The organism is Massiliimicrobium timonense (assembly GCF_042850985.1).
Taxonomy (GTDB): domain Bacteria; phylum Bacillota_I; class Bacilli_A; order Erysipelotrichales; family Coprobacillaceae; genus Allocoprobacillus.
In genome coordinates, this window is record NZ_AP031415.1 from 448,835 (window position 1) to 461,788 (window position 12,954).

10 protein-coding genes are annotated in these 12,954 nt (G+C 30.5%); 7 read left to right on the forward strand and 3 right to left on the reverse strand.

Going from position 1 to position 12,954, the window contains the following annotated elements:
* Positions 1-53 precede the first annotated feature (53 nt).
* The 3 genes from ACGHJ8_RS02310 to ACGHJ8_RS02320 all read left to right on the forward strand — a co-directional run bounded on the left by ACGHJ8_RS02310 (position 54) and on the right by ACGHJ8_RS02320 (position 1,756).
* Positions 54-239, forward strand: a complete 186-nt coding sequence (locus tag ACGHJ8_RS02310; RefSeq protein ID WP_211962107.1) for a hypothetical protein — start codon at positions 54-56, stop codon at positions 237-239.
* A 333-nt stretch (positions 240-572) separates the two neighbouring features.
* On the forward strand, positions 573-755 hold the full coding sequence (locus ACGHJ8_RS02315) for a hypothetical protein (protein ID WP_087357098.1): 183 nt from the start codon (positions 573-575) through the stop codon (positions 753-755).
* A gap of 623 nt (positions 756-1,378) precedes the next feature.
* Positions 1,379-1,756: a hypothetical protein gene (locus ACGHJ8_RS02320; RefSeq protein WP_211962106.1), complete on the forward strand. Its 378-nt coding sequence runs from the start codon at positions 1,379-1,381 to the stop codon at positions 1,754-1,756.
* 21 nt (positions 1,757-1,777) lie between these two features.
* On the opposite strand, the gene ACGHJ8_RS02325 is transcribed toward ACGHJ8_RS02320, so the two are convergent.
* Both ACGHJ8_RS02325 and ACGHJ8_RS02330 read right to left on the reverse strand, forming a co-directional pair.
* A complete protein-coding gene (locus tag ACGHJ8_RS02325; RefSeq protein WP_390541478.1) occupies positions 1,778-5,386 on the reverse strand; it encodes a UvrD-helicase domain-containing protein in 3,609 nt (1,202 codons plus the stop codon).
* A complete protein-coding gene (locus tag ACGHJ8_RS02330; protein ID WP_390541480.1) occupies positions 5,376-8,054 on the reverse strand; it encodes a PD-(D/E)XK nuclease family protein in 2,679 nt (892 codons plus the stop codon). Before ACGHJ8_RS02330 ends, ACGHJ8_RS02325 begins: the two co-directional genes overlap by 11 nt.
* A 217-nt stretch (positions 8,055-8,271) precedes the next feature.
* Here ACGHJ8_RS02330 and ACGHJ8_RS02335 point away from each other — a divergent pair, with 217 nt between their 5' ends.
* The 3 genes from ACGHJ8_RS02335 to ACGHJ8_RS02345 are packed head-to-tail and all read left to right on the forward strand — an operon-like array spanning position 8,272 to position 10,190.
* Positions 8,272-9,423, forward strand: coding sequence for an MFS transporter (locus ACGHJ8_RS02335; protein WP_390541482.1), 1,152 nt, complete (start codon positions 8,272-8,274; stop codon positions 9,421-9,423).
* Positions 9,407-9,787, forward strand: coding sequence for a PAS domain-containing protein (locus ACGHJ8_RS02340; protein ID WP_390541484.1), 381 nt, complete (start codon positions 9,407-9,409; stop codon positions 9,785-9,787). Before ACGHJ8_RS02335 ends, ACGHJ8_RS02340 begins: the two co-directional genes overlap by 17 nt.
* 37 nt (positions 9,788-9,824) lie before the next feature.
* Positions 9,825-10,190, forward strand: coding sequence for a hypothetical protein (locus ACGHJ8_RS02345; protein WP_087359547.1), 366 nt, complete (start codon positions 9,825-9,827; stop codon positions 10,188-10,190).
* Positions 10,191-10,233: 43 nt separating this feature from the next.
* Here ACGHJ8_RS02345 and ACGHJ8_RS02350 read toward each other — a convergent pair whose 3' ends face one another.
* Complete coding sequence (locus ACGHJ8_RS02350) at positions 10,234-12,141, reverse strand: NAD(+) synthase (RefSeq protein ID WP_211962101.1); 1,908 nt, start codon at positions 12,139-12,141, stop codon at positions 10,234-10,236.
* Positions 12,142-12,296: 155 nt separating this feature from the next.
* Between ACGHJ8_RS02350 and ACGHJ8_RS02355 the strand changes: the two genes are divergently transcribed.
* Positions 12,297-12,914, forward strand: coding sequence for an NUDIX hydrolase N-terminal domain-containing protein (locus tag ACGHJ8_RS02355; protein WP_390541487.1), 618 nt, complete (start codon positions 12,297-12,299; stop codon positions 12,912-12,914).
* Positions 12,915-12,954 lie beyond the last annotated feature (40 nt).

Sequence of the window (12,954 nt, forward strand, 5' to 3'; positions counted from 1 at the left end):
ATGATTTTTGCGTATATAGAAGTAGAAGGGTAATAACAAGGAGGACTCTATATATGTGTAATCAATGTCAACAAAAGATTTATCAGTTCAAATACGATTATTTCTTTCACTATCTTTTGATTTATAGTTCTAGACTAAGATGTTTTTATGCCAGTATATATCAGGGGATAACACGATTCAAAAGACATATGTTAGAAATAGTAAAACTTTTAAAAGTTCTTATCAAAATAAGAAATTAATTCTTGATGTTGTTGTGGAAGATGATCATGGACGTTTATATGATTTTGAAATGAATAATTATGACATTCAGTTAGAAGATGAAATTCGTTTTTTAAGATATAGTGAAAGATGAATTAATTATCAAGAACAGATGGGACTGAATTATATCTATCTTAAAAATGTATATCAGCTCATTTTTTATACAGTAAAACCTATAAAGTCTTTTTCTCATTATTATCATGTGATATAAAAAGGTGATATTCATAGACAATTAACTTATAATGGTGAAAAAGTCAAAACAATATTGTTGCATTTACAGTTATTGAAGGAGGAATTTAAAGCCATTACATATAATGGAACAATTGGATTATTTATTTACACATAATCAACCACATTCTTATAGTGAGTTAAATAGTTTGGTTGAAGAAGTTATGAATATGCATCAAAAATTTATTCAAAGTGATGAAGAAATGATTAAAAGTTATGGGATTGAACAAGAAAGATTGCTTATTGAAAGTAGAATGATGCGAAACTGAGAAGAAGGTATAAAGCGAGGAAAATTAGAAAGTGCTAAGAAACTTATTGAGGAAAAATATCATCAAGATAGTCTTTGGATTGAGTCATGTAGTGAAATACAAATTGAGAGTGTCTTTCATTATATTATTGAAAATATAAGTTATCATGAGTTGAAAAATAAAGTATGTTGTATTGAAAATGAAATATAGATAGATTGTTTAAACAATGATGCTAATCTTGATTTGAGTATACAAAAGCGGCTGATTGAAATAACCACCGCTTTTCTATTTTCACTTACTTTTTAGATTGATAAAAGACCCCATTAAAACAAAGATGATGCTTAAAATGCCAATAGGGATGTAAATGATATTGGGAACAGTATATATAAACTTATCTATTATAGATAAGATGATATACATTATAAAACCAATGATTGTGATAAGACTTGAATCTTTCATACTTGATTTCCTCCATTAAATTGTAATATCTATACATATTATATCAATGAAAAATGAATGATTCAATGTGAATGAAATCAGTCAATTATCCTTGTCTGTTTAACAGTATTATATATTTTCCAATCTTTGACTTGAAACGACAAGATATGTCAATTATAATGATAAAAAAGGACGGGATGTTATTTATGAATAAAATTTTAGGAATGATGATACCTTATATCATATTGGTTTGTGTTGGTTTTATGGAGAGTGCATTGATTGCAAAGACTTTGACAGCTTTTGTAGTAGGATTATTGATAGGAATAGAATTTTTGAATCTTAAAAAAGCTGAGGGAACGGTTTTAATGAAGTTGGGTAAGATTTTTACAATCTTTATCTTTATTGTTAGTTTTTTGCTTGGTATGTTGAATCCACATTTATTGATTTTACCAGATCTGACAATCATTTTAGCATTGTCTATTCCTTTAGAATGTGTAGGATTATATATGCTTTACCAAAATCATCCCCGTTATACAATGACATACAAATATTCATTTAGAAACAAAAGAAGAAGATATTTTTAAAGGGTCTGAATTTCAGACCCTTTAAAATTCAATACCACGTGCAATATGTAAATAATAAACAATGGCTTGAACATCTTGATGATACATATCTTTTAAAACTTTTTTATAATAATCTAATTGTACTTGATGTTTTTGAATCAGTTGTTGATTAGTGCTTTCTTTCTTGATACGGTCTGTCTTATAATCCAAAACATAGATTTTATCATGATATACAAAGACAAGGTCAAAAATACCATGAATGATTTGTTGGAGTGTTTCGTCATAGTAAGAAAATGGTTTTTCTTTATAAATATGACTTGCCTGTTGAATCATCTGGTAATATGGACTATCAATAAATCCTTGTATTTCTTTTTGGTAATCGTATAAAATATCTCGACCGGTTTCATCAATTAAAGCTTCATCATAAAGCTGTTGTATCAATGTTTTAATGTCATCATGTTCAAAAGTCAGATAACTTAAAAGCAAGTGAACGAGTGTTCCTTTGTCACTGGCACTCAGTGTTATATTCTCACTTTCATCAGCTATAATAGAATAATCATTGTCATGAACATGAGGAAGTTTTGTCACAGCAAGTGTTAATGGGTTGGTTGTATCATAAGGATATTGAAAATTTTGATAATATTGCTGTGTTTGATTATCAAGATTGTTTTTCTGATGAGCTGTCAAAATGATATTCTTTTCAAGTTCCTGATCTGTTGTCAGTGATAATGAAAACATAGCGTGTTCTGTAGAGTCAAAAATCAGATGTTTTTCAAAATGATATTTTTGCAGCTTTTGTGCTAAATCAGCTAATTCTGGTATGTCCAGATATTGATGAAGAATTTGAGGATGGCGACATACAGCTGCTAATATCCAAGATAGATAATTATTTGTTTTACGTATACGATTATAAAGTAAAACATGTTCGGCTCCTTTTTTATGATAAATATCGGGATGTTCATTGATAATGAGTTTGTTCATCGTATCTCTAATTTCATCTATACTTTTTAAAACACCCGTTAGTATCAGTTTTTGTGAAGCACGTGTTAAAGCGACATATAAAATACGCATTTCTTCATTAATTGATTCATCTAACTGATGTCTGGCAATCATATTACGATAACAATTATCATATTCGACAGTCATTTGCCCAAATTGTTCGTTTGAAACATATACTCTAGGCTTAATCGCAATTCCTAACTGTTTATCAATCATAAAACGTTCTTTACTGTCTTGTGTATTGAATTGTTTATGTGTCTGACAGACAAAAACAATAGGGAATTCAAGACCTTTTGATTTATGTATTGTCATAAATTCAACATAATCATCATTTTGCGATGCAACAATAGCTGGAGCGACATCTGAAGATTGTTCCATCATTTCCATAAAATCATGAAGATAAGGATATTGTTGTTGAGCGTTTTTCGCAAGTTCTAATAAAAGCTGGAGATTGGCTTTTCTTTGTTCACCATTGATTAACTGACAAACAAATAATGGATAATCTGTCAATTCATATATCTTTCTTAAAATATCATAAGGTGAATTTTCGTAAGCAAAACGTCTTAATTCTTCAAAAATAGATAAGAAATTTTGAATCTGTTCATCATCACAAAGCTGTAATCTTTCGTAAAGAGATCTATCTGGGTAGTCAATCTTTAACTGAGCAATTTTATCTAATGGAATATAAGAACATGTATAAGGCTGTGTAATGACGCTTAATAAGGCAATATCATGATAGGGATTATCAATAGCCTTTAAAAATGTTAACATGTTTTCTATTTCGTTGGCTTTTAAGAATCCTTGTGATAATACAATATGATTAGGAATGTGATATTGGTCAAAAACCTTTTTAAAAGTTAAGAAAGAAACAGTGGAACGCATGAGAACAACCATATCTTTATAAGATACAGAACGACCATCTAAAGTCATTGATTCTTTTAATTTCAATATTTTTTGTGCTACCATATGTGCTTCATACTGATCTTTATCCAAAGATGATGCAGGATCATAAATATCAATTAATATTTCTGTTTTTTTCATATCATCTTTAAAGAATCGTTCTCGTGCTTCTTTTTGATGACCACCTTCTTTTCCATCATAATCATAGTTTAAACGGGCACTGTCATCTAAATAGTATTCTAAACCACCAATTTGACTATCCATGATTTGATTAAAAATATAGTTAATAGAATCTAAAACAATCTTTGAAGAACGATAATTAAAGACAAGGTCAATTCTTCTTGTTTGACTTTGTAGACATTCTTCATCTGATAAAGAAAAACGATTATATTTATCTAAAAAGATTTGAGGATCAGCCTGTCTAAAACGATAAATAGATTGTTTCATATCTCCAACCATAAATAATGGAATGAATGGCTCTTGATATTGAGCAATTAAAGCAATTAAAGACTCCTGTATTTGATTGGTATCCTGATATTCATCAATCATAATTTCTTTTAAACGATGATACAAAATATCAACAACACCATATTCAGGTAAAAGTAACTGATGTGTATAATTTTCCAAATCTGCAAAATCTAATTGATTAAGTTCTTTTTTTCTTTGTTGATAAGCCTGTTGAAATTGGTCTAGAAGTTGACCTTTACAAAGCAACATATCTATCACTTGAGAGCTGATCTGTAATTTTTTGATAAAGTCTTGACTATCTTCTTCTAAATAAGACTGACAGGCTTTTTGGTAGGAAGATAAAACAGCACTTTTCATCTTCGTAAATTCTTTTTTGACTTGAGGATCAACCTCTTTCCATGACATATTATAAGATTTATCTATAGAGGCATTCATTAAAGATACAAATGTATCATAAGTCATAGAATGTGATAATGCCTGTAGACGTTCATCTATATAATCATAGTAGGCTTCAAAAGGCACTTTTAACAATTGATTTCTTTCTGTTTGTTCATCGGGTCTTTCATAAAAGTCGATGAGCTGATTGTCTTCGCAGAAAATCTGTAATTCAATTAATTTATTCATGGCCATGGTTAATTCATCATAAAAAATATTTTTTAAATAAGGGAATAAAGGCCAATCTTCTAAAGAAGACAAATTGTCATAATAAGAAGTTTTCATCTGATCAATAAAGTCATAAAAATGATCAATGGAATGTGAAATATTATCAATAGATAAAAGTAATGTTTGAAAATCATCTAAAGAATATCCGGGAAAATAAAGTGTCAGGAAATCACGAATATGCTGGTCTTGAACCCATTGATTCAAACATTCCTGTAAGACTTCTTTTTTGATCATTGTCGGATCACTATTGATTTCAAAACCAGGCATAATGCCAATTAAATAACCATATTTCATCAGTAATAAATTACAAAAACCATGAAAATTCGTAATATAAGCATGGGGAAGATCAAATAATTGTTTTTGTAAGTGGTTTTTTAATTTTTCATCAATAGGAGAAGATACAAGCGTATTGAGTTCTTCAGTTAATCGCTGTTTCATTTCATGACCAGCAGCCTGTGTAAATGTCACAACTAAAAAATCTGAAATTTCATAACCTTCTTTTAAAAGTTCGATAATACGACTGACAAGAATCTTCGTCTTTCCACTTCCAGCGGGAGCACTGACTAATATTGAAGAATTTCTTTGTTGGATTGCTTTTAACTGACCAGCATTAAATGGCATCTTCTTCACCTCCAAGTATGGAATCAACATCTAAAAATTCAACAAGCTGATAATCATTATAAAAGACATCAAAGCTACAAACACTATGATATGGGCAGTAAAAACAAGGATTGACAAGGGTATGTGTTGCTTTTTGATCACTACCTTTAGGTGCAATTTCAATATGCCCTTCCATCATATGTTGATACAGTTCATAGATATGCTCACTGATTTTATCAAATAAGATATGTAGCTGTTCTATCGTTAATATCTGTCCTTTATACTCATCTTTACTTTTGACATAGGTGACAGGAATAAGTGATGAACGTTTATCAAAAGTGGGATCTAAATTTAATAAGCTTTGGTGACTTCCATCATCAATAACATAACCACCATAGCGATATTGTTTCATCCATTCATCTTCTTCAATAGGTTTATTCATATTTTGTTGCACACTTAAAATACGTTTTTTGGTATTGAAGTATAAAACAGCACCGGGATCTTTTTGAGTCATTTTTGTGACCATGTCAAGATAGATAAGCATTTGAATTTGAAATCCCTGCATCGCAAGATTCAAATCTATATTTTTGGCACTGGACTTATAATCAATGATAGAAACATAATGATCATAAGTGTCAATACGGTCAACAAACCCTTTAAAAGCAATATCATGAATCTGGTCTAGAACTTTCTTTTCCTTATATTCCACTTGAAAATGTCCAGTTTTTAAAAAGTATTTTAAAACTTTTAAAGTCATATGTAAATCATCTGTTAATTGTTCAATAAAGAATTGATTTAATGGCTGCTGGCTGATTTTTTGTTGGAGAATGTCATGATCATGAATATATTGATCAACAAGATGATTTATATCTTTTTCTTGATCAATCGTCATAGAAAGAACATAGTGAATCAACGAACCTAATTCATTAGGCATTAATTTTTGTTCCTGTGGTGGAAAAACACCTAAACCATATTGAATAAAATAGAGAAAAGGACATTTATTATATGTTTCAATTTGACTGACAGAAAGATAGGAACTATATAGATTTTGTGCCAAATCTATAGGGAGTTGTACAGGCTGATTTTTTGTTGCCTGATATTGAGCAATATGCTTGTTTAAGGTATCTTTATCAGGACTTTGTCCTCCCTGTACATAAAAGTCTTCGATAGGTAAAAACTCTAAGGCAGGAAGTTTTTGAAAAGTAAACATATTCGTTAATTGTTTATAGAGTGAAGATGGTAAAAGTGTTTCTCCAGTTAAAGATGTCATAGGGTAGGAAATGGTTAATGTATCATAAGGAGTAGAAAGAAGTTTCAAAATATGATTTTGATGAATTCCTAATAATTCACTTGTTGTGAGAGGGGAAGAAATTTGCTGCTTTCTTAATAATTCAATATCTTCATCTAATAATAAGGCTGTATCTTTTATACTTTGAGGAAGAATGGTTTCGTTCATTCCTAATATAAAAAGGTGGGTTTGAGGAAAATAGCTTTCTTCACCAATCATACAGACATGAACTTCATCTTGTTTTTTTTCTGAACTTTGAATAGTTTGAGGAAATGTCATTTGAAAGAATTCTTTGAATTCTTCAGGTGTTATATGTCCCTTTAATTCAGAGATTTCTTTGAGATAATGGATATATTCAGTATCAAGATCTAAAGTTAATAGTTCCATCGCTATATCATGAAAGCAGGAACTTGAAGATTGTTGGAGCTGTTGTAAAATGCGTTGATAACTCTGTTCATATTGACGTTGTTTTTGATGTGGTAGTGAATGAGGAATATGTAATGAATCTAAGACATAAAGCAAATCATCTCGGTAGCTTTGTTGAGGATAAATGATTGTAAAATCGCGAAAGTGTTTCTTTTCATCTACAACTTTTTGATAAATAGTATAAACAACACGTTGAATTTCCTGATAAGGTGTTCCTGCCACAAATGTATACATATGATGATTGTCCTGCTGAGGCACAGGCTCATAATCAAAAAGATGGTTAGTCAAGATATTTGGCTGATCAATGATATGACTGTCTTGACAGAAAGATTGATATGGTAAGTTAAATAGACGTTCATCATCCTGATAAGTATATAAACAGATAACTTCACATGTTTTGGATAGACGTTCAATCAGTTTTTGGGATTGTGTCATATAAAGGGAGTCCGCTTCAATGATTAAAGTATCATGATGTGTAAAATTCACATGATTAAAGAATCTCTCCATTGTCAGATGTGTTTCATTATCTAATGATTGTAGAAATGAATGATAGATATGCATAAAATCATCAATTTTTTCATGATTTATTGTTGGATAATTTATCTGATAATGTTCATAGTCTTGAATGAGTGGAAAGAGTTCTTTAATAAAAGGAAGGGGATAATCCATATCAAAACAATGAAAAGTTTCTTCTTTTAAGATACGTCTTAAATGGTAGATTGCTTCTATGGAAGAAACAAGATGATGTTTAGTGAGATGGTATTGCACTTGAAGTTGTTTTAAATATTGCTTCCATGTCATGATTTGAATATTCACTAAACAGTGAGTATATTGAAAAAAATATTGTTCAATGACATGGGGATTATCACATATATAAATATATTGATGGAAAGGATGCTGATTGGCTTCCTGAACATATTTTTGAATGATATGATTGCGTTTATAATGTTGATTTAAACCTGTTATGATTTGCATTGTTTTCACCTCGTTTTCTATTATACATGAAAAAAAGAATGTTGTCTTTGAAATGACAAAATTGTTGCTTTGATATGTTGGACTATACTATAATAAAAATATATGGAGGGATAGAGATGGTGCTTTTTTTAATTTGATAAAAACGAACTGAAATTTATATTTTTTCTACATTTTTATGTAGATGTTTTTATCATATGAAGAAAGGACTATTTTATTTATGAATAAAAGAAATATCTATCTCTTGTTTGCGATTGAATGGCTGCAAGGAATGGTTTTTTATGGCTCTATAGCTACTTTATATAGACAGAGTCATGGTTTGTCTTTAGTGGAAATGGGACTGATTGAAAGCTTTTTTTCAATTTTTGTTTTTATATTAGAAATCCCTATGGGATATATAGGTGATCGTTTTGGCTATAAGAAAACACTCATATCATGTTATGGATTGTATTTTGTATCTAAAATCATTTTTTATCAGGCTTATAGCTTTTGGATGTTTTTATTAGAAAGAATTTTACTTGCATTAACAGTTTCTGGACTTTCGGGTTGTGACAGTGTATTTTTATATTTATCAACTGGAAAAATGGAGAATCCACGTATCTTTGGTTATTATCATGCCTGTGGTGTTGCTGGTATGATGATAGCATCACTGACTTTTTCATTGTGGATTCAAGATGTAGAAAAAGCAGCGTTTTTGACCATTTTTCCTTATTTGATAGCTTTTGGTTTATCTTTTTTCTTGAATGATATACCGGTAGAAAAGCGAGGAAATTCACATCATTTGAGAAGTTTGTTTTCAGATTTATGGAAACAAAAGAGAATCATATTATTTTTGATTTCTACTGCTTTTATATTAGAAACAACACATACAATAAGTGTTTTTTATAATCAAATCCAATGGAAAGCAAGTCATATTCCTATGATTTATTTTGGCTGGTTAGCTATATTAATGAATTTTATTCCGTTTTGTAGTGCAATACTTGGAAAACTTGCTCAATATATTCAAGAAAAACAATTAATGATGGGATTAATAAGTCTTTGTTTCTTATCGTGTCTAGTGATGGGATTTTATCATATTGCATGGTTATCCATTGCAGGTGTGTTTATACTAACTTTTGTAGAAGCGTTGTATACACCCTTATCACAATCTATAATGAATCACATGGTTGAGAGTCATTTAAGAGTCACTATGCTTTCTATTTATTCGATGATTATGAATATGGTTGGTGTTTTTACAAATATGAGTTTTGGAGTTGCCGGAAATCAAAAAATTGAGTGGGTTATGTTGTTAGGGGCTTTGTTTAGTCTGGTTAGTTTGTTATGTTATTGGCAGCATATGAAAGGAGAGAAGAAAAATGGAAATCACATTTGACATTTTAGCTGGTATTTTAGATGCCTACGCTTACGAGATTGTTTTTGTTGACCGCCATCATATTGTACGATATATGAATAAAGTGGCTAAAGAAAGATATGCTGGACGCGTACAAGTTGGACAAAGTTTATTTTGTTGTCATAATGAAAATTCTCGTCAAAAGATTGAAGCTTTTCTACAAAGAGCTGATCAAGGGGAAGATGAAATGTTTGAAACACTCAATCAGAAAACTGGAGAAAGAGAGTTTTTTGTACCTGTAAGAGTCAAGGGACAAGTTATTGGTTATTTTGAAAGACATGAAGCTCATTGGGATCATGAACATCCTGAAGTTTCAGTAGTGCAATATTGGAAAAATCGTATATAAGAATTGTTAAGTATGATGTAGATAAAGAGGGATGAAAATGTTAAAAGCAAAAAAGATTGTCTATTTGATTATAGGTTTATTTGTTTTGATTGTTGCTTTACTTTTTTTAGATTGGAAAACAACTTATCTTGTTGAAGTTCAGCAAGAAGATGTTCAAGTTTTCAATGAACAGATTGTCATAGAAATGAGTTCAGGAACTTCAATGGGATATTTTAAAGAAGCAAAATTAGAAGAAATAGAACCCGGTATTTATAGAATCGAAGCGTATTATTCTTTATTATCGGGTGAAAATTCTGGATATCTATATGAAATTGACAATTCAAATCATCATATTCGAGAAATACGACAATACCATTTAGATAACTCAAATCATTATACTGTGATTTATCAAAATCATGATTAAATGTTTATATATGTAAAAAACCTGATTTATTATCAGGTTTTTTCTATAGACATTCACATTCTTTTAACCATAATTCCACATTGGCATCACTAGGCATTCGTAAATCCCCACGAGGAGATAAAGCGACGCTACCAACTTTTGGACCATCTGGAATACATGAACGTTTAAATTGTTGTGTAAAGAAACGGCGATAGAATGTTGTCAGCCATTTTTTAATGGTTTGCTTATCATATTGTTCCTTAAAAGTATGACAGGCAATACGATAAAGTTTTCTTGGTTCATAGTGGAATCTGGCATGATGATATAAGAAGAAATCATGGAGTTCATAAGGACCGACGATATCTTCTGTTTTTTGAACAATTTCATTATCTTTAGCTGGTAAAAGTTCTGGTGAAACAGGAGTATTTAAAATATCCTGTAATGTATCATGAAGGGGTTTTCCAGCATACAAAGAAGAAACATAATCAACTAAATATCTAACAAGTGTTTTAGGAACAGAAACATTAACAGCATACATGCTCATATGATCACCGTTATATGTAGACCATCCTAAAGCCACTTCTGATAAATCACCAGTTCCAATGACAATGCCACCCTCTTGATTGGCGATATCCATCAAAACTTGTGTACGTTCTCTTGCTTGACAGTTTTCATATGTCACATCATGAACATTTTCGTCATGATGAATATCTTTGAAATGCTGCTTAACAGCATCCCCAATATCCACTGTTAAGGAAGTGACATTTAATTCTTCCATCATTTTTAAAGCATTGTTTTTAGTACGAGATGTTGTTCCAAAACATGGCATTGTTACAGCAATAATATCCTGAGATGGATATCCTAATTTTTGATAAGCCATATTAGCAACAAGTAATGCAAGGGTAGAATCTAAACCACCTGAAATCCCAATGACGACTTTTTTGATATGTGCAGCTTTTAATCTTTGAATCAAACCATGAATTTGAATATCAAAAACTTCCTGACAACGCATTGCACGTTGATCCTTATTGCTTGGTACAAAAGGATGTGGATCATATGTGCGTGTCAGTTCAATATCTTCATCCTGTAATGAAAAAGGTATGATCTGATAATGATCCTGACGATTATCATAAGTTGTCATTTCCACACGTTCACTTACTATTTTTTCCATATCCATATCAGCAAAGATGATACCTTCACTATATTGTTGAGATTGAGCTAAAAGACTTCCATTTTCAGCAATCAAATGATGATTACTAAAAACAACATCAGTAGAAGACTCACCTAATCCAGCATTACAATAAGCATAGCCACAAATGAGTCTGGCACTATGAGAAGTGACCAATAGACGACGATAATCTGATTTTGATGTCAAATCATTGCTGGCAGAAGGATTCAAAATTAATGTTGCTCCATTTAAACAATGTAAGGTACTTGGTGGTAAAGGTGCCCATAAATCTTCACAGATTTCAATACCGATTTTTAATTCAGGATGACTCTGACATTCAAATAATAAACGTGAAGAAAATGGATAAGTCTGACCATTGATTGTAATGACTTCATCATTGTCTAAAGCACTGGCAAAATGACGTCCTTCATAAAACTCATGATATGTAGGGATATATGTTTTAGGAACAACACCTAATATATCTCCATGACATACTGTTATGGCACAGTTATAAAGTTTGTTTTTCAAAACCATTGGACAACCAAAAGTAAACAATATATCTAAATCTTTTGTCTGTTCACATATAGTAGTGATTTGTTTGTTGACTTCGTTTAAAACACGTTTTTGATAAAATAAATCTTCAATTGTATATCCAGTTAAACAAAGCTCTGGAAAAACAAGAATTTTGATATGTTTTTCATTGGCTTCTTTAACATAAGATATGATTTTTTGTGCATTGTGTTGAACTTGACCTAACGATACTTCAAAATTTGCACAACCTACTCTTATAAATCCATCTTTCATGAATATTCCTCCATTTAATTGATTATATAAAAAAGATATTTATATCTTAGCATTTATTGATCAAAAAGTCATCATGTGTAGGTATTGTATTTTTCATTGGATGGGTAGTCATGAAAGATATAATAAGATATAATAAAAATAAAGAGGTGGAAAAAATGAATAATAAAAAATGGGTGGATTGGGCTATTGAATTACAAAGTCTGGCACAAGCAGGATTAACTTATGGTCATGATGTTTACGATCAGGAAAGATATGAACGTATAAGAGAAATATCGGCTGAAATCATGGCATATCAAAATGATATTCCTTTAGAAAAAGTGAAAGATTTATTTTGTAATGAAAGTGGATATCAGACACCTAAATTAGATACACGTGCAGCTATTTTTAAAGATAATCAAATTCTTTTGGTAAAAGAAAATAATGGAAAATGGTCACTTCCTGGTGGATGGGTAGATGTGAACTTATCAGTTAAACAGAATACAATAAAAGAAGTGAAAGAAGAAGCTGGTTTAGATGTGATCGCTGATAGAATTATCGCTGTGCAAGATCGTGCTCAACATAATGTTCCAATTTATGCTTATGGCGTTTGTAAAATTTTTGTGCTTTGTTATGAAATAGGTGGAAAGTTTGAGAAAAATGTAGAAACAGTAGAATCTAGATATTTTGAAGAAGATCATTTACCTGAGCTTTCTACTGAGAAAAACAATGAAGAACAAATTCATATGTGTTTTGAGGCCTATCGTCACCCTAATTGGAAAACTTTATTTGATTGATATAAGAGATAGTGAAAAGCTATCTTTTTTTGTGTGTGAA

Excerpts from the sequence above, each read along its gene's own strand:
- ACGHJ8_RS02310 (WP_211962107.1), top strand. The coding sequence starts at position 54 with ATGTGTAATCAATGTCAACAAAAGATTTATCAGTTCAAATACGATTAT.
- ACGHJ8_RS02315 (WP_087357098.1), top strand. The coding sequence starts at position 573 with ATGGAACAATTGGATTATTTATTTACACATAATCAACCACATTCTTAT.
- ACGHJ8_RS02320 (WP_211962106.1), top strand. The coding sequence starts at position 1,379 with ATGAATAAAATTTTAGGAATGATGATACCTTATATCATATTGGTTTGT.
- ACGHJ8_RS02325 (WP_390541478.1), bottom strand. The coding sequence starts at position 5,386 with ATGCCATTTAATGCTGGTCAGTTAAAAGCAATCCAACAAAGAAATTCT.
- ACGHJ8_RS02330 (WP_390541480.1), bottom strand. The coding sequence starts at position 8,054 with ATGCAAATCATAACAGGTTTAAATCAACATTATAAACGCAATCATATC.
- ACGHJ8_RS02335 (WP_390541482.1), top strand. The coding sequence starts at position 8,272 with ATGAATAAAAGAAATATCTATCTCTTGTTTGCGATTGAATGGCTGCAA.
- ACGHJ8_RS02340 (WP_390541484.1), top strand. The coding sequence starts at position 9,407 with ATGGAAATCACATTTGACATTTTAGCTGGTATTTTAGATGCCTACGCT.
- ACGHJ8_RS02345 (WP_087359547.1), top strand. The coding sequence starts at position 9,825 with ATGTTAAAAGCAAAAAAGATTGTCTATTTGATTATAGGTTTATTTGTT.
- ACGHJ8_RS02350 (WP_211962101.1), bottom strand. The coding sequence starts at position 12,141 with ATGAAAGATGGATTTATAAGAGTAGGTTGTGCAAATTTTGAAGTATCG.
- ACGHJ8_RS02355 (WP_390541487.1), top strand. The coding sequence starts at position 12,297 with ATGAATAATAAAAAATGGGTGGATTGGGCTATTGAATTACAAAGTCTG.